Origin of the sequence: Campylobacter sp. RM12637 (assembly GCF_020137645.1) — a bacterium.
Taxonomy (GTDB): Bacteria; Campylobacterota; Campylobacteria; order Campylobacterales; family Campylobacteraceae; genus Campylobacter_E.
The window spans coordinates 1-16,381 of the sequence record NZ_JACGAV010000025.1; the positions used below are offsets into that span (position 1 = coordinate 1).

Sequence of the window (16,381 nt, forward strand, 5' to 3'; positions counted from 1 at the left end):
ATCTCAAGATTATCATATACTAACAGCTCATATAATCTTAGATGATTTAAATGAGTTTAAAAGTGTTTTACAAAAGCTTAATGCTTTACTTAAGAATGAGTTTAATATACATCATATTACTATTCAGCCAGAAACAATATAAAGGATTAAAATGAAAAAATTATTTTTTGTATTTATTTTATTAATTAGTTTTTTAAATTCAAGTGAGCTAAAAGTAGCTACTTCTAAAAATGTAGGAGAACTAAATCCACATTTGTATTCTCCAAATGAAATGTTTGCTCAAAATATGGTTTATGAAGGATTTGTCTCATACTCGCAAGATAATCAAATAATACCTAGCCTAGCAACTTCATGGGAGATTAGCGAAGATGGTTTGGTATATACTTTTTATCTTAGAAAAGGAGTTAAGTTTTCTAATGGAGAAGACTTTAATGCAAATGCAGTAAAGCTTAATTTTGATGCAATTTTTGCTAATAAACAAAGGCATATTTCTTTTGCACTTGTAAGAGCTTTTGATTATCTTGAAGTGGTTAATGATTATGAAGTAAAGCTACATTTAAAACATATTTATGAACCTACTTTAAGAGAACTTAGTCTTATTCGTCCTTTTAGATTTATAGCTCCAAGTGCTATGATTGACAATAATACAAAAGATGGTATAAAAGCACCAATTGGCACAGGTAAATGGAAATTCGTTGATACTAAATTAGGCGTTTATGATAAGTTTGTTAAAAACGAAAATTATTGGGGCGAAAAAGCTAAAATTGATAGCATAGTATGTAAAATAATTCCTGATCCAAGCTCAAAAGTAATAGCTCTAAAAACAAAAGAAATTGATTATATTTATACTGATGGAGAAATTAGCTTAGAAGATTTTATAAACTTGCAAAAAAGCGATTATCAAACGCTAATCTCAAAGCCACTTAGCACTATTTTAATAGCGCAAAATACAGCAAAATATCCAACAAATGATATTAATGTAAGAAAGGCTATTAATATGGCTATTAATAAAGATGAAATTAGCAAATATGTTTTCTATGGGACAAGACCAAAGGCTGATTTTTTCTATGATGATAATGTGCCAAATGGCAAAATTGATAGAAGTGCATACGAATATAATCCTAAAAAAGCTAAGCAATTATTACTTGATAATGGTTGGGAATTTAAAAATGGCTTTTTAGAAAAAGATGGCAAAAGATTAGATATAGTGATTTCTTATATAGGCATTAACGCAGAGCAAAAGGCTATATCAGAAGTATTACAAGCGAATTTAAAAGAAATAGGAATTAATCTAATCTTACAAGCTAATGAAAGCACTATATTTTATAAAAGACATAGAAATGGGGAATTTGAATTAATCTTTAATGCTACTTGGGGAGCTCCTTATGAGCCTGAAATTTTTATGGCTTCTATGGTTGCACCAGCTCACGCTGATTATATGGCTCAAATTGGATTAAAGCAAAAACCACTAATTGATGAAAATATAGAAAAATTATCTAAAACAATGAATAAAGATGAAAAATCTAAACTAGCTAAAGAAATACTTACAATCTTACACGATGAAGCGGTATATATTCCTATTGTATATCATACAAATATATGCGTTGCAAGTCCTAAATTAAAAGGAGTTAAAACGAGTATTTTAAAATATGAAATTCCTTTTGATGATATAGAAATTAAGGAGTAGTATGAAAAAATTCATATTAAAAAGAACTTTATATGCCATTATTTGCTTGTTTTTAGCATCAATTTTTATTTTTTTATTAATTAGGCTGAATGGAACTGATGCAGTTATGAATTATTTGCAAGTTAGTGGGATAGCACCGACTAATGAAGCGATAGAGCATACAAGAATTATGCTAGGCTTAAATGAGCCAATAATTACTCAATATGTAGTTTGGATAAAAAACGCTTTGCAATTAGATTTTGGGACATCATATTTTACTAATCGTAAAATCGCACCTGATTTATTTGAATACTTAGGAAATACTTTAAAGCTAACATCATTTGCCTTGCTTATAACTTTTGTAATCTCTATTCCTTTTGGGGTGTTTTCTGCAATTTATAAAAATCATTTTTTTGATTATTTTGTAAGAATTTTTTCATTTTTAGGTGTTAGCACTCCTAGTTTTTGGCTTGGTTTATTATTTATTTTATTTTTTTCTGTTGAGCTTAATTTATTACCTCCTTTTGGCATAGGTGGGATTAATCATTTAATAATGCCTGCATTAGCAATATCTTTTATGTCAATTGCTATTAATGCTAGATTTATTAGGATTAATTTTTTACAAGCTTGTAATGAAAGATTTATAGCTTATGCAAAAATGCGTGGCGTAGGAAAGTATAAGATATACTCAAAACATATTTTATTTAATTCTTTACTACCTTTAATAACTGTTTTTGGTATGCATATAGCTGAACTTTTTGGTGGGGCTTTGGTGATTGAAAATATTTTTGCTTATCCTGGAGTTGGTCGTTATGCTGTAAGTGCTATTTATTATAGTGATTATCCTGTAATTCAAGCTTTTAGTATGATGATGTGTTTTGTGTTTATTTTAATTAATTTAATCACTGATATTTTATATGCGATAATTGACCCAAGGATTAGATATGAGTAAGAAAATTTATGAATATTTTGTGTATTTTTTATGTGCTTTTATAATCTTACTTGCTTTATTTGGTAAATATTATACACCTTATAGTGCAAATGAGATTAATTTAGCGAATAAATTTGCTAGTAATTCATTATTGCATATTTTTGGAACTGATCATTTAGGAAGAGATATTTTATCAAGGATTTTAGAAGGTGCTTATATTTCAATTCTAGCTACCTTTTCAACCATTATTATAATAATAGTTTTAGGCGTTAGTGTAGGTTTTATAGCTGGATTTTCAAATAATAAAATTGATAATTTTTTAATGAGAATTTGTGATATATTTTTATGTTTTCCTACTATTGTTTTGGCTTTATTTTTCGTAGGTATTTTAGGAACTGGTTTATTAAATATAATTATAGCCATTGCTTTAACTCACTGGGCTTGGTATGCAAGGATTATTAGAAGCATTGTTTTAAAGCTAAAAAATACTGAATATGTATTAATTAGCAAAACTTGTGGAGCTAGTAATTTTAAGATTTTTAAAAAGCATTTTGCAAAGCCTATTTGTATGCAGCTACTGGTATTAAGCACACTTGATTTGGGGCATATAATGCTGCATATTTCAGGTCTTAGTTTGCTTGGGCTTGGGGTAAAAGCACCACAGGCTGAATGGGGGATAATGATAGCTGAAACAAAAGATTATATTTTAACTCATTATGAGCTTATTTTATATCCTGGAATTGCTATGTTAATTGTAATTATTGCTTTTAATTTATTAGGCGATATTTTAAGAGATAAATTTGAAAATTTAATACAAGTTGAAAGTCATGGATAAAATAATAGTAAAAAATTTAAATATATTTTATAAAGATACAGCCTTAGTAAATAATGTTAGTATGAATATACAAAGTGGAAAAATCACGGCTTTATTAGGGCTTAGTGGAAGTGGAAAAAGCCTAATAGCAACAGCTATTATGGGATATGTAGCAAATAATTTAAAGCTTAGCGGGAGTATTTGTTTAGATGATAATTCAAAGCAAAATATTGCTTGTATTATGCAAAATCCAAGAACAGCTTTTAATCCTTTATTTAGTATCAAAAACTGCTTTTATGAGACTTTAAAGGCAAGGAATTTAAAAATTGATAATGAATATATAAAAGAGATTTTAAATAAAGTTAAATTGAACGAAAGTGTTTTAAATCTTTATCCACACGAATGCAGTGGCGGAATGCTTCAAAGAATTATGATAGCTTTAGCCTTAGTATCTCGTGCAAAATTTATAATAGCTGATGAGCCTACGAGTGATTTGGATTTGATTTCTCAAGCTGCAGTTTTAGATATATTAGAAGAAATATCAAGCAAAATAGGGATATTGTTGATAACTCATGATTTTGGAGTGGTTGCAAGACTTGCTGATTATGTTTATGTTATGGATAATGCAAGGATTGTTGAAGAAGCAACTTGTATTGATATATTTAAAAACCCACAAGCAAATATAACAAAAGAATTAATTAATTCACATTTATCATTATATGGAGTTAGCAATGCTTAAGGTAGAAAATATCTCATATTCATATAAAAACTCAAATTTATTTAGCGATAAATATACTCAAGTTTTAAATGGAGTTAGCTTTAATTTAGATGAGAATAATTCTTTAGGTATTTTAGGAATTAGTGGAAGTGGCAAAAGTACTTTAGCAAAAATCATTGCTAATATTTACAAAGCAAATTCTGGAAATGTATTTTTAAACAATGTAAAAATACAAGATAATAAAGAGTATAAAAAATTAATTCAAATAGTATTTCAAGACTCAAGAGCATCTTTTAACCCTGATTTTAGCGTTTATGAAGCCTTGATTGAACCTTTAGAAAATCTTACTAATTTTAGCAAAAGCGAGATTAAAAAAAGAGCTTTAGAATGCTTAGAATTATTAGAATTAAATCAAGACTTATTAGATAAAAAATGCTCAATGCTAAGTGGAGGACAATTACAAAGACTAAGCATAGCAAGAGCTATTTCAATTAAGCCAAAAATACTTATTTTAGATGAAGCTACAAGTTCATTAGATGTATTAATTCAAGCAAAGATTTTAAAGACTTTAAAAAATCTTCAAAAGGATTTAAGCTATATCGTAATAACTCATGATTTAAGGATTATAAAATTATTTTGTGATGAAGTTTTAGTCCTTGATAAAGGCAAGGTAATTGAGAGCAAAAAAGTAAGCAAAGACTTAGAATTTGAAAGTTTAATAGCTAAAGAATTAAGCAATAGCATATTAAAACCTTTTCCTAAGGATTTTTATAAATAATATTTAAAAGATTAAATATAATTTTTGTAATTTTGTAAAAAAGTGTTACGAATTTACAAATTCTTATAATTAATCTTAAAAATTATTATGAAATTAAGCTTAGTTTATTAATATTTCTTTTTATTTTCAAAAAAGGTTTTTAATGAGTTCGACGCTACTTATTCAACAGATTTTCAATGGCTTTTCACTAGGCTCAATGTATGCACTAATTGCTATTGGATATACTATGGTTTATGGAGTTTTAAGGCTTATCAATTTTGCTCACGGCGATATTATGATGATAGGCTCGTATGCTTGTTTATTTGCACTTAATTTTTTTGCCTTTCCGTTTATACCTGCTTTTGGTTTTGCTATATTAATTTGTATTGCACTTGGGATTAGCATTGATAAGATTGCTTATAAGCCACTTAGAAATTCTCCTAGAATTTCACTATTAATAACTGCTATTGGAGTTTCGTTTTTCTTAGAAAATCTAATAAATGTATTATTTACAAGCACACCACAACCATTTAATGCACCAAGTATTTTGATAAATCCTATTAATTTATTTGATATTAGAATGTCTTTGCTTGATTTGATAATTCCAACTTTAACTATTATTATTTTAATAGCTGTTTTATTGATTTTGTATAAAAGCAAATATGGAATTGCTATTCGTGCACTTGCTTTTGATATTTCAACCGTTGCTTTAATGGGAATTGATGCTAATAAAATTATAGCTTTTGTATTTGCACTAGGCTCAATGTTAGCTTGTATTGGCGGGATTTTTTGGGCGTGTAAATATCCACAAATTGACCCTAATATGGGAGTTTTAATAGGGCTTAAGGCTTTTGGAGCTGCTGTTTTAGGTGGTATTGGTAGCGTTGGTGGAGCTGTTCTTGGTGGGCTTATAATTGGATTTTGCGAAGTTTTAATAGTAGCTTTTGTGCCTGATTTAGCTGGATTTAAAGATGGTTTTGCATTTATATTTTTAGTATTTGTTTTATTGTTTAAACCAACAGGAATTATGGGGCAAGATTATGAAAGGAGTAGATTTTAATGAAAAATATATTTTCAATAATCATTTTAATCTTAGCAGTTTTAAGCATTTTTGCGGCTCAATATTGCTTGAGTGATTATGCTTTAAGAACTTTTATAAATATTAGTATTTTTATAATCTTGGCAGTATCTTATAATCTAATCAATGGTGTAACAGGGCAATTTAGCCTAGAGCCTAATGGTTTTGTTGCAGTTGGTGCTTATATTACGGCTTTATTATTGCTTGATATTGAAGCTAAGCAAGATCAATTTAGCTTATTAGACCCGCATCCATTTATTTTATCATTTCATACTGATAGCTTTTTTATAGCTTTATTAGCTGGTGGTTTTGGTGCTTTGGCTTTATCTTTAATCTTAAGCTTTGCTGTTTTTCGTGTAAGGGGAGATTATTTAGCTATCGTTACGCTTGGATTTGGGATAATTATTAAATTAATTGCACTTAATTTCGCAGCTTTTACAAACGGAGTGCAAGGGTTAAATGAAATTCCAAAACCGAATAATTTTTTATATATAGTTGGAATTATTACTATTATTAGCGTTGTTTTAATACTTAATATCATTTATTCAAAATACGGCAGAGCAATGAAGGCTGTAAGAGATGATGAAGATGCAGCTTTAGCTATGGGGATTAATACTTTTAGGATTAAGACTTTAGCTTTTGGGACTAGTGCTTTTTTAGAAGGTGTAGCAGGTGGGCTTTTAGCTTGCTATATCACAAGTGTTACGCCTGAACAATTTGACTTTTTATTTACATTTCAATTATTAATTATCATAGTTTTAGGTGGGTTAGGAAGCACTACAGGAGCAATTATTGGAGCTATTTTAGTAATTGGTGGAAGTGAGTGGCTTAGATTTTTAGATGAACCTATGAATATTTTTGGTTATGAGACAAAAGGTTTGCCAGGACTTAGAATGCTTGTGTTTTCTATCATATTAATTTTAGTAATGCTATTTGCAAGGCGTGGGATTTTTGGCGATAAGGAGCTAAGCGATATTATTTTTAAAAGGTTTAAAAAATGATTTTAGAGCTTAAGAATATTGATAAGAATTTTGGTGGAGTAAAGGCTATAAATAATGCAAATCTTAGCGTTAAAAAAGGTGAAGTTTTTGGACTTATTGGGCCTAATGGAGCGGGGAAAACTACTTTATTTAATATAATTTCAGGAGCTTATAAGCCAAGTTCGGGCGAGATTATTTTTGATAATAAAAACATTACAAATCTAAATCAATTAGAAATCACAAAATTAGGCATTGCAAGGACTTTTCAAAATATTAGATTATTTTCATCTATGAGTGTGCTTGAGAATGTTTTAATAGGGCTAAATTGTAGTATTAATTACAATATTTTTGAAGCGTTTTTGCATATTGCAAGATATAAAAAGGCTGAAAAACAAGCAAGAGAAGAAGCAATAAAAATACTAAATACTCTTAAAATCTCTCATTTAGCTAATGCAAAATCAACCGAATTAAGTTATGGAGAACAAAGAAAATTAGAAATAGCAAGAGCATTAGCACTAAAACCAAAATTATTATTACTTGATGAGCCTGTAGCAGGAATGAATGGGACTGAGAGCAATGAATTAGCAGATATTATAACTACTCTTAAAAAAGAGCTTAGTATAGTGTTGATTGAGCATGATATGAAGTTTGTAAATAGCTTATGTGATAGGGTTTTAGTGCTTGATTATGGTAAGAGTATTTTCTTAGGCTCACCAAAAGAAGCAGTTAATAATAATGAAGTAATTAAAGCATATTTAGGAGATTTTTAATGTTAAAGGTTAAAAACTTAAGCGTTCATTATGGCTTGATTAAAGCTGTTGATGATATTAGTTTTCATATAAACTCAGGAGAAATCGTAAGTATAGTAGGCAGTAACGGGGCAGGTAAAACTAGCACTTTAAATGCGATTTTGAATATTCCTAAGCGTAGTGGGGAGATTAATTTTTTAGGTTATGAAATAGAAAGGCATAAAACTCATACTCTAGTTCAAAAAGGAATTAGCCTTGTGCCAGAAGGAAGAAGAGTTTTTGCAAATCTTAGTATAGAAGATAATCTTAAAATGGGAGCGTTTTATAATGCTGATAATTACGAGCATTTAAAAGAGCAAATGTATAGATTGTTCCCACGCTTAAAGCAAAAAAACAATACCTTAGCAAGGAATTTAAGTGGTGGAGAAGCACAAATGTTAGCAATCTCAAGAGCTTTAATGGGGGAGCCAAAATTACTTATGTTAGATGAGCCAAGTCTAGGACTTGCACCTAAGATTGTAGGAGAAGTTTTTGAGATAATTAAGGTTTTAAAAAATGAAGGAATTACGATTTTATTAGTAGAGCAAAACGCCCAACAAGCATTAAAAATAAGCGATAGGGCTTATGTTTTAGAAAATGGTAAAATCGTTTTAGAAGGCAAAGGAATTGACCTTGCAAATGATGATAATATTCGCAAAAAATATTTAGGAATTTAAATATAAAATCGGAATTAATTTTTCGGTTTTATATTTTAATATGATTTATTTTAGCCTTGTTATAAATTAAGTATTTATATATGAGATTTTATAATGATTATTTTTTTAGTATAAATATATTTTTATTATTTAACTTAGGAATTTAATTCTACTTATGTTTTAGCATTATCAATAAATATCAAGATGATTTTAAGTAAGATTTTATATAATCACTTTTATCTAAAATGAAAGTGTGTGATGAAAAATAAGAATTTAATTTACCAACTAGAAGGAAAACCCCCGTTTTTTGTAGCACTTCCTTTGGGAATGCAGCATGTTCTTGCTATGTTTACAGGAAATTTAGCCCCCATTTTGATAATTATAGGGGTGTTAAATAGCACGAGTATTGTAATATCCACGCAAGAAAGTATCAGTTTAATCCAATCAGCTATGCTAGCTTCTGGCATAGTAACTCTTCTGCAACTTTATCCAATCAAATATAAAAATATCCAAATAGGTGCTAATCTTCCAATAGTTATGGGGACTACATTTGCTTTTGTGCCAACAGCTATAAGTGTTGCAAATACTTATGGTTTTAGTGCAATTTTAGCTTCTTCTCTTATAGGCAGTATAATTACTATATTTATTGGTTTTGCTTACAAATATATTACAAAGATTTTATCTGAATTAGTAATAGGTGTTGTATTAATTGCAATCGGCATTAATTTATTAGATGTGGGTGTTAATTATTGTGCGGGTGGTTTAGCTGCTAAAAAAATGGGAACTTATGGGGATATTATTAATTTATGTTTATCTTTTAGCACTTTTGCAATCATTATTGCTATTCAACGATTTGCAAAGGGTATCTTTAAAGTTTCAGCTATTTTAATAGGTCTTGTTGTAGGATATTTTTTAGCTTATATGGTAGGTAGAGTAGATACTAGTATTATTAGTGAAGCAAGTTGGTTTAGCTTGCCTATTCCAATTATTTTAATTAATGAATTTCATTTTGAACTAGCCCCTATTGTAAGTGCCATTATCGTTTATATAATCACAAGTTTAGAAACTATTGGAAATGTTAATGGAATTACCGTAGCAGCTTTTAATAGGTGTGCTAAAGAAAAAGAAATCAGTGGAGCTATTTTAGCAGATGGTGTTGGTTGTATGGTGGCTAGTTTGTTAAATGCTTTACCTAATACAGCTTATGGTCAAAATGCAGGAATAATAGCAATGACAAAAATTATAAATAAATATTGCATAGCTTTAGGTGCTTTTTTTATTATAGTATCAGCTTTTATTCCTAAATTAGGAGCTGTTTTTAGGACTATTCCAGATAGTGTTTTAGGGGGTGCAGTTATTATGATTTTTGCTATGATTTTGATAAATGGTATTAAGATTGTAGCTTATGCTGGATTTAGCAACAAAAATGTAATGATATTAGGTATTACTTTTGGTCTTGGGTATGGGTTTGGAGTCCATCCTGAAATTACTAGTAATTTGCCAGGTTATATAAGTTGGGTTTTTAAAGATAGCATAGTAGGAGTTTGTGTAATTTCTATGATAGCTTCTTTAATTTTTGCAAAAGATAAATAAGGGTGAGTATGAAAGAAGAATTTAAAACGATAGGTAAAAGTGAAACAAGATGGGATGCTTACGCTAAAGTTACAGGTAAAGCAATTTATACTGCTGATATTCCTACTAAGAAAAAGTTTTATGCAAGAATAGTAAGATCTAGCATAGCACATGGATATGTTAAAAGTTTTGATTTTAGCGAAGCTTTAAAGGTTGATGGGGTTATTAAAATTTTAACTTATAAAGATATGCCAAAAACTAAGTTTGCAACCGCAGGTCATCCATTTGGACTAGACCCAAAGACTAGAGATAGGTATGATAGAACCATTTTAACAGAGCATGTTAGATTGTTTGGAGATGAAATAGCAGCTGTTATTGCAACCACTGATTTAGCTGCAAAAATTGCTGTAAGTAAGGTAAAGGTTGAATATGATGAGCTTCCTTTTTATCTAACCCCACAAGAAGCAATGCAAGAAGGAGCTGCGAAAATTCATGAGGATTTAGATAGCAATATAATGGCTCATACTATTAGTAAAGTTGGAGATGTAGAATCGGCTTTAGCTAATAGCGATTATGTTTTTAGTGATACATTTAAAGTTCCTTTACAACAACATTGCCATATGGAAAATCAGATTGCTTATGCTTATAAAGACCAAGATAATCGTTATGTGGTAGTAAGTTCAACTCAAATTCCACATATTTTAAGAAGAATTTTAGGCGAAGTTTTTGAAAAACATTGGAGTTATTTTAGAGTAATAAAACCTTTTGTTGGTGGTGGTTTTGGTAATAAACAAGAAGTAACAATAGAGCCACTTTGCGTTGCTTTATCTATGGCTATGGGTGGAGAAATTGTTCAAATTGCACTTGATAGAGAAGAAAGTATCGCATATACAAGAACAAGACACGAAATGGAATATAAAGCAAAAATGGGTATTAGTAAAGATGGCTTTATAAATGCTTTAGATATAGAAGTATTATCAAATAAAGGAGCTTACGCATCTCATACTCATTCGGTTGGTATTAAAGGTGGTGGAGTTTTATTATCTTTATATAATATTCCTAACTTTAGATATGACATTAAAACCGTTCATACAAATATAGCAACAGCTGGGGCTATGAGAGGATATGGAGTTCCACAGGTTATGTTTTTTATAGAAAGTTTTATGGAAAATGTAGCTAGAAAAATGGGTTTTGATTCTATTAGTTTTAGAGAAAAAAATATAGTAGGAAATGATGTTTTAAATCCACTAAATCAAGTTATTCAAAAATCAGCTAAATTAAAAGAATGTATTGAGGTTGCTAAAGAGAAATTTAATTACTATGAAAAACAAAAAGCCTGTAAAGAATTTAAACACCTTTATAAAAAGCGTGGGGTAGGGCTTGCAACCTTCACTTATACAACAGGTGTTTATCCAAAGGGCTTAGAAACAGCGGCAGCTAGAGTAATACTAAATCAAGACGCACATATTAAACTAATGCTAGGTTCAACTGAAATCGGACAAGGTTCTGATACGGTTTTAGCTCAAATGGCAGCAGAAGTTTTAAGTATTCCTTATGATTGGGTTATAGTTGATGCGAATACTGATACAGATACAGCTCCATTTGATACAGGAGCTTATGCTTCAAGACAAAGCTATGTAACAGGACTTGCAGTAAAAGAAGCTGCTTTAAAATTAAAAACAAAAATATTAAAAGCAGCAGCGAGATTAAAAGATGTTGATTTTGCAAATCTTGATTTAGAAAATGCAAATATTGTTTTTAAGAATAAAGAAGTTTTAATGAGTTTGGCTGATTTTGCTTTACACACTACTTATGATTGGCAAAAGGCTAAAAGTTTATCGGCATTTGCAAGTGTAAATTGCCATACAAATTCTTATAGTTATGGTATTACTATGGCTATGGTTGAAGTTGATATGAATACAGGAAAAATAGAGATATTAGATATTTTAAATGTTCATGATGCTGGTAAGGTATTAAATCCACTTTTAGCAAGTTCTCAGGTAGAAGGTGGAATGGGAATGGCAATTCCTTATGCTTTATTAGAAGAATTAAAATATGACAAAAAAACAGGTAAGATTTTAAATAATAATCTTTTAGATTATAAAGTTCCAACCGCACTTGATGTTCCTGATTTAGATGTTAGTTTTGTTGATAATTATGACCCTTATGGTCCATTTGGTAATAAGTCTTTAGGTGAACCTCCTATGTGTTCTCCTGCACCTGCTATTAGAAATGCAGTGCTTGATGCTACAAATATAGAGTTTAATCAAATTCCAATAACACCAGAAAGATTTTTTCAAGCTAAGGATAAAGAATGTATTATTTAAGTAATTACACGGAAGCAAAAAGCGTTAATGAAGCTAGTAGGCTATTAAAAACTATAGATGATTCGGTATTAATTGCAGGCGGAACTGATATTTTAATTAAACTTAGAAGTTTGGATAAAAAATATGCAAATAAGCATTTAATAGGAATTAATACTTTAAAAGAATTAAAAACCATAACAATTGATGATGAGTTTATTCATATAGGCGCATTATGCACTTTTGATGATATAGAAAATAATGAAATTATAAAAAATAATTTAACAAATCTAAAACAAGCAGCTGCTCTAGTTGGTGGCCCGCAAATTAGAAATATGGCTACAATAGGTGGAAATATTTGCAATGGCGCAACTTCTGCTGATAGTGCTTCAAGTCTTTTTACTCTTGATGCGATTTTGGTTATTTACAATGAAGACACACGCAAAGAAATTGCTATAAATGATTTTTATATCAGTTCTGGTGTTGTTAAATTAGAAAAAGGAGATATTTTAACAAGTATTAAAATTCCTAAAAAATCTTTTAATGGTTATGTTAGTAAATATATAAAATTTGCTCAAAGAAATGCTATGGATATAGCTACAATTGGAGTTAGTGTTATGTTAAAAACTAATAATGATGAGATAATTGATTTAAAATTAGCTTACGGAGTGGCTGCTCCTACTCCTATTAGAGCTAAAGAAAGTGAAAAATTAGCAAAAGGTTTAAAATTAACTAAAGATAATATTGAAAAAATTGCTAATAATATTTTAAATGAAACAAAGGCAAGAGATTCTTGGAGAGCTTCTAAAGATTTTAGAAATAATCTTTTAACAACGCTTACAAAAAGAGCTATTTATGAATTAATAGGAAAAAATTATGAAAATTAAAACTTATATAAATGATAAATTTTATGAATTACACATTGACCCTAGAATGTCATTGCTTGAATTAATAAGAAATGTATTGCAACTAAGTGGAACTAAAGAAGGCTGTAGTGTTGGTGAATGTGGAGCTTGTGCTGTTTTAGTTGATGGTAAAAATGTAAATAGCTGTATTTATTTAGCAGCTTGGGCTGATGGTAAAAAAATAACTACTATAGAAGGTTTAACCCCTTTTGATGGCTTAAGTCTTTTACAAGAAAATTTTGTAAAAAATGGAGCTGTTCAGTGTGGATTTTGCACTCCTGGGTTTATTATTTCATCAACTGCTTTGCTTAGTAAAAATAAAATGCCTACTAAGTTTGAAATAAGGCGAGGGGTGTCTGGTAATCTATGTCGTTGCACAGGATATAAAAAAATCTTTCAAGCCATAGAAGATACTGCAAATAATGCTAAATGAAGCTTTAGATATTAAATATAAAGACAAAATTGCGATTATAGGCTCTGGTGGGAAGACCACTTTTGCTTATAATCTAGCTAAACAAAATCAAGATAAAATCACAATTCTTACAACAAGTACAAAAATGTATGAAGTAAAAGATATAAATTTTAATAATCTATATAATCAAACAAGTATTACAAATCTTAAAAAAGGCGTTAATTTATGTGGAAAAATTATTGACAATAAAGTAAATGCTTTAGATGATTTTAGTGATTTTTATAAAAATTGTGATTTGTTTATATATGAAGCTGATGGAGCTAAGGAATTGCCTTATAAAGTTTGGAAAAATAATGAGCCTGTTATTTTAGAAAATACCAATAAAATAATAGGAATTATTCCACTTCATTTATTAAATTATCAATTAAATGAGAATTTCATTCATAGGTTTGATGATTTTTTGAAAGTATTTGAAGTGAGTAAAAATGATGTTTTAAGTATTGATTTAATAGAAAAAATTTGTTTAAAAATGTTTGAAAATATTAGTTTAAATTCTGATAATTTTATTTTTTTTAATAGATGTGATGATTTAAAAGTATTAAATGAACTTGCAAAAAGATTAAAAAATTTTAGATTATTAGCTGGTTTTTTAAAAGAAGAAAAATATATAAGGCTTAATTTTTGAAAGGAATTTGTATTATTTTAGCAGCTGGATATTCAAGAAGGCTTGGTTTAAATAAATCATTTTTAAAATATAAAAATACTTATTTTATTGATTTGATTATTCAAAAAACTTTAGAGCTTAATATGGATATTAAAATAGTTGCTAATGAGAATAATTACGAGTATTTAAAGACAAATTATAAAGATTTTAATGTGGTTTTAAATGCCTTTAATAAGGGTCAAAATACAAGTATAAAAATAGCTTTAAATAATGTTTTAGATTATGATTACGCCATATTTTTACCGATTGATCAAATATTTTTAAAAACTAATTCAATAAAAACTATCATTTCAAAATATAAAGAAAATTATATTGTTGTTCCTAGATTTAATAATATTAATTCCTTGCCTACTATTTTTGATAAAAAATATTTTAAAGAATTGTGCGAATTAGATAATGATAGTGGTGGAAGAGTGCTAATTCAAAAATATAAAGATAAAGTAATTTTTGTTGATTTATATGATGAATTAGAAGGAAAAGATATAGATACTAAAGAAGATTTAAGGTTGATTGATGAGTGAATTTATAATTATTAGAGGAGCGGGTGATATTGCTAGCGGTATTGCTGCTAGGCTTTTTAGAGCAGGCTTTAAGATACTTTTATTAGAATGTTTAAAACCAAGTTCAATTAGAACAAAAGTTTGTTTTTCTCAAGCAGTTTATGATAAAACTTGTGAAATAGAAGGTATAAAAGCGAAGTTAGTTAATAAAGATGAGATTTTAGATTGTAAGGATTTTATCCCTATTATAATTGATGAGAATTTAGATATTTTAAATTATATAAAACCAAGGGCTTTAATTGATTCAATTTTAGCTAAAAGGAATTTAGGAACAAATATTAATATGGCTCCTGTTGTGATTGCTATTGGACCTGGATTTTGTGCTGGAATTGACGCTCACGCTGTAATTGAGAGTAATCGCGGCCATAATTTAGGCAAGGTTATTTTAAGTGGTTTTACTGAAGAAAATACAGGAATTCCTGCTGAAGTAAAAGGAATTGGAGCAAAAAGAGTAATCTATGCAAACGATAATGGAATCTTTAAAGCTATTGCTAAAATAGGTGATATTGTAAAAGAAGAAGAAATTATTGCATATATTGATAATACACCTGTTAAAGCTAGTATAAGTGGGCTTTTAAGAGGTATTATTAATGATAATTTTGAAGTAGTAAAGGGTCTTAAAATTGCAGATATTGACCCAAGAATTAGTGAATATGAAAATTGCTTTAGTATTTCAGATAAGGCTAGGAGCATAGGTGGTGGGGTTCTTGAAGCTTTGATGTATTTTGAAAATAGGAATAAAAATGGATGAATTGATAATAAAAGAAATATATAAAAGATGTGAGAAAAATGAAAAAATTGCCTTAATAACTCTTACAAAATCAAGTGGTAGCACTCCTAGAAATGCAGGTTCTATGATGGCTTTATTTAGCGATGGCACAAGCATTGGAAGTATAGGTGGTGGTAAATTAGAATTTGAAGTTTTAAAAGAAGCTAAAGAATGTTTAGAAAATAATAAAAGTAAAATTTTTAATCACGAATTAACACCGAATGGAGACTTAAAAATGCAGTGTGGCGGGCTTGCGAGTGGTTATATAAAAATTATTAATCAAAAAGCAAAATTAATAATATGTGGAGCAGGACATATTGGTAAAGAAATATTATTTTTATCAAAATATTTAGGTTTTTATTCCATTTTAATTGATGATAGGCAAGATTATTTGCAAGGTTTAGCAAATGAAGAATATTTCAGTAATTATGAAGATTTGAGTTTTTTAGATATTGATGATAATACTTATGTAATTATTGTTACAAAATCTCATTTAGATGATTATAAATGCTTAAAAAATGTAATAGATAAAAATGCAAAATATGTTGGTGTTATTGGAAGTAAAACTAAACATAAATTCATTAAAGATGAGCTGATTAAAGATAATTTTAGTGCCGAATTATTTAATAAAATTTATGCTCCAATAGGTTTAGACATTGCAAATCAGGAGCCAAGAGAAATTGCGTTTAGTATTTTAAGTGAGGTTTTGCTTATCAAAAATCAAGGTAAATTAGCACATAAAAAAAAA

General features: G+C 28.7%; 18 protein-coding genes. All 18 read left to right on the forward strand.

From position 1 onward, the window contains the following. The first annotated feature begins 16 nt into the window (after positions 1 to 16). Entirely contained in the window at positions 17 to 142 is a 126-nt protein-coding gene (locus AVBRAN12637_RS09850) for a hypothetical protein (protein ID WP_442862439.1), read from the forward strand. A 9-nt stretch (positions 143 to 151) separates the two neighbouring features. Further along, positions 152 to 1,687: a nickel ABC transporter substrate-binding protein gene (nikA, locus tag AVBRAN12637_RS09085; protein ID WP_239802936.1), complete on the forward strand. Its 1,536-nt coding sequence runs from the start codon at positions 152 to 154 to the stop codon at positions 1,685 to 1,687. A gap of 1 nt (position 1,688) precedes the next feature. Further along, positions 1,689 to 2,618: an ABC transporter permease subunit gene (locus tag AVBRAN12637_RS09090; RefSeq protein WP_336615768.1), complete on the forward strand. Its 930-nt coding sequence runs from the start codon at positions 1,689 to 1,691 to the stop codon at positions 2,616 to 2,618. Further along, positions 2,611 to 3,432, forward strand: a complete 822-nt coding sequence (gene nikC / locus AVBRAN12637_RS09095) for a nickel ABC transporter permease subunit NikC (protein ID WP_336614303.1) — start codon at positions 2,611 to 2,613, stop codon at positions 3,430 to 3,432. The genes AVBRAN12637_RS09090 and nikC overlap by 8 nt, the downstream gene beginning before the upstream one ends. Beyond that, positions 3,425 to 4,150: an ABC transporter ATP-binding protein gene (locus tag AVBRAN12637_RS09100; protein ID WP_214118843.1), complete on the forward strand. Its 726-nt coding sequence runs from the start codon at positions 3,425 to 3,427 to the stop codon at positions 4,148 to 4,150. Before nikC ends, AVBRAN12637_RS09100 begins: the two co-directional genes overlap by 8 nt. Then, on the forward strand, positions 4,143 to 4,907 hold the full coding sequence (locus AVBRAN12637_RS09105) for an ABC transporter ATP-binding protein (RefSeq protein ID WP_336614304.1): 765 nt from the start codon (positions 4,143 to 4,145) through the stop codon (positions 4,905 to 4,907). Before AVBRAN12637_RS09100 ends, AVBRAN12637_RS09105 begins: the two co-directional genes overlap by 8 nt. Before the next feature lie 142 nt (positions 4,908 to 5,049). After that, entirely contained in the window at positions 5,050 to 5,946 is an 897-nt protein-coding gene (locus tag AVBRAN12637_RS09110) for a branched-chain amino acid ABC transporter permease (RefSeq protein ID WP_214118846.1), read from the forward strand. Next, positions 5,946 to 6,965 carry a branched-chain amino acid ABC transporter permease gene (locus tag AVBRAN12637_RS09115; RefSeq protein ID WP_442862258.1) on the forward strand — a complete coding sequence of 340 codons (1,020 nt, stop codon included), beginning with the start codon at positions 5,946 to 5,948 and terminating at the stop codon, positions 6,963 to 6,965. Before AVBRAN12637_RS09110 ends, AVBRAN12637_RS09115 begins: the two co-directional genes overlap by 1 nt. Continuing rightward, positions 6,962 to 7,714, forward strand: coding sequence for an ABC transporter ATP-binding protein (locus tag AVBRAN12637_RS09120; RefSeq protein WP_214118849.1), 753 nt, complete (start codon positions 6,962 to 6,964; stop codon positions 7,712 to 7,714). Before AVBRAN12637_RS09115 ends, AVBRAN12637_RS09120 begins: the two co-directional genes overlap by 4 nt. Then, positions 7,714 to 8,409 (forward strand): ABC transporter ATP-binding protein, encoded by a 696-nt coding sequence (locus tag AVBRAN12637_RS09125; protein WP_214118851.1) that lies wholly within the window; start codon positions 7,714 to 7,716, stop codon positions 8,407 to 8,409. Before AVBRAN12637_RS09120 ends, AVBRAN12637_RS09125 begins: the two co-directional genes overlap by 1 nt. Before the next feature lie 237 nt (positions 8,410 to 8,646). Next, positions 8,647 to 9,981, forward strand: coding sequence for a uracil-xanthine permease family protein (locus AVBRAN12637_RS09130; protein WP_214118853.1), 1,335 nt, complete (start codon positions 8,647 to 8,649; stop codon positions 9,979 to 9,981). A gap of 8 nt (positions 9,982 to 9,989) precedes the next feature. After that, positions 9,990 to 12,287 carry a xanthine dehydrogenase subunit XdhA gene (xdhA, locus tag AVBRAN12637_RS09135; RefSeq protein ID WP_336615769.1) on the forward strand — a complete coding sequence of 766 codons (2,298 nt, stop codon included), beginning with the start codon at positions 9,990 to 9,992 and terminating at the stop codon, positions 12,285 to 12,287. After that, a complete protein-coding gene (xdhB, locus tag AVBRAN12637_RS09140) occupies positions 12,275 to 13,150 on the forward strand; it encodes a xanthine dehydrogenase subunit XdhB (RefSeq protein WP_239802931.1) in 876 nt (291 codons plus the stop codon). Before xdhA ends, xdhB begins: the two co-directional genes overlap by 13 nt. Further along, a complete protein-coding gene (locus AVBRAN12637_RS09145) occupies positions 13,140 to 13,601 on the forward strand; it encodes a (2Fe-2S)-binding protein (protein ID WP_214118859.1) in 462 nt (153 codons plus the stop codon). Before xdhB ends, AVBRAN12637_RS09145 begins: the two co-directional genes overlap by 11 nt. Beyond that, positions 13,591 to 14,265 (forward strand): selenium cofactor biosynthesis protein YqeC, encoded by a 675-nt coding sequence (yqeC, locus tag AVBRAN12637_RS09150; protein ID WP_336612895.1) that lies wholly within the window; start codon positions 13,591 to 13,593, stop codon positions 14,263 to 14,265. The genes AVBRAN12637_RS09145 and yqeC overlap by 11 nt, the downstream gene beginning before the upstream one ends. Continuing rightward, positions 14,262 to 14,825, forward strand: coding sequence for an NTP transferase domain-containing protein (locus AVBRAN12637_RS09155; protein ID WP_214150225.1), 564 nt, complete (start codon positions 14,262 to 14,264; stop codon positions 14,823 to 14,825). Before yqeC ends, AVBRAN12637_RS09155 begins: the two co-directional genes overlap by 4 nt. After that, positions 14,818 to 15,615 (forward strand): selenium-dependent molybdenum cofactor biosynthesis protein YqeB, encoded by a 798-nt coding sequence (gene yqeB / locus AVBRAN12637_RS09160; RefSeq protein WP_336612894.1) that lies wholly within the window; start codon positions 14,818 to 14,820, stop codon positions 15,613 to 15,615. The genes AVBRAN12637_RS09155 and yqeB overlap by 8 nt, the downstream gene beginning before the upstream one ends. Next, a partial coding sequence (locus AVBRAN12637_RS09165; protein WP_336615770.1) for an XdhC family protein occupies positions 15,608 to 16,381 on the forward strand: 774 nt, incomplete at its 3' end. The genes yqeB and AVBRAN12637_RS09165, both read left to right, overlap by 8 nt.

Excerpts from the sequence above, each read along its gene's own strand:
- AVBRAN12637_RS09120 (WP_214118849.1), top strand. The coding sequence starts at position 6,962 with ATGATTTTAGAGCTTAAGAATATTGATAAGAATTTTGGTGGAGTAAAG.
- nikC (WP_336614303.1), top strand. The coding sequence starts at position 2,611 with ATGAGTAAGAAAATTTATGAATATTTTGTGTATTTTTTATGTGCTTTT.
- AVBRAN12637_RS09125 (WP_214118851.1), top strand. The coding sequence starts at position 7,714 with ATGTTAAAGGTTAAAAACTTAAGCGTTCATTATGGCTTGATTAAAGCT.
- AVBRAN12637_RS09130 (WP_214118853.1), top strand. The coding sequence starts at position 8,647 with ATGAAAAATAAGAATTTAATTTACCAACTAGAAGGAAAACCCCCGTTT.
- nikA (WP_239802936.1), top strand. The coding sequence starts at position 152 with ATGAAAAAATTATTTTTTGTATTTATTTTATTAATTAGTTTTTTAAAT.
- yqeC (WP_336612895.1), top strand. The coding sequence starts at position 13,591 with ATGCTAAATGAAGCTTTAGATATTAAATATAAAGACAAAATTGCGATT.
- AVBRAN12637_RS09100 (WP_214118843.1), top strand. The coding sequence starts at position 3,425 with ATGGATAAAATAATAGTAAAAAATTTAAATATATTTTATAAAGATACA.
- AVBRAN12637_RS09090 (WP_336615768.1), top strand. The coding sequence starts at position 1,689 with ATGAAAAAATTCATATTAAAAAGAACTTTATATGCCATTATTTGCTTG.
- AVBRAN12637_RS09110 (WP_214118846.1), top strand. The coding sequence starts at position 5,050 with ATGAGTTCGACGCTACTTATTCAACAGATTTTCAATGGCTTTTCACTA.
- xdhA (WP_336615769.1), top strand. The coding sequence starts at position 9,990 with ATGAAAGAAGAATTTAAAACGATAGGTAAAAGTGAAACAAGATGGGAT.
- yqeB (WP_336612894.1), top strand. The coding sequence starts at position 14,818 with ATGAGTGAATTTATAATTATTAGAGGAGCGGGTGATATTGCTAGCGGT.
- xdhB (WP_239802931.1), top strand. The coding sequence starts at position 12,275 with ATGTATTATTTAAGTAATTACACGGAAGCAAAAAGCGTTAATGAAGCT.
- AVBRAN12637_RS09115 (WP_442862258.1), top strand. The coding sequence starts at position 5,946 with ATGAAAAATATATTTTCAATAATCATTTTAATCTTAGCAGTTTTAAGC.
- AVBRAN12637_RS09145 (WP_214118859.1), top strand. The coding sequence starts at position 13,140 with ATGAAAATTAAAACTTATATAAATGATAAATTTTATGAATTACACATT.
- AVBRAN12637_RS09105 (WP_336614304.1), top strand. The coding sequence starts at position 4,143 with ATGCTTAAGGTAGAAAATATCTCATATTCATATAAAAACTCAAATTTA.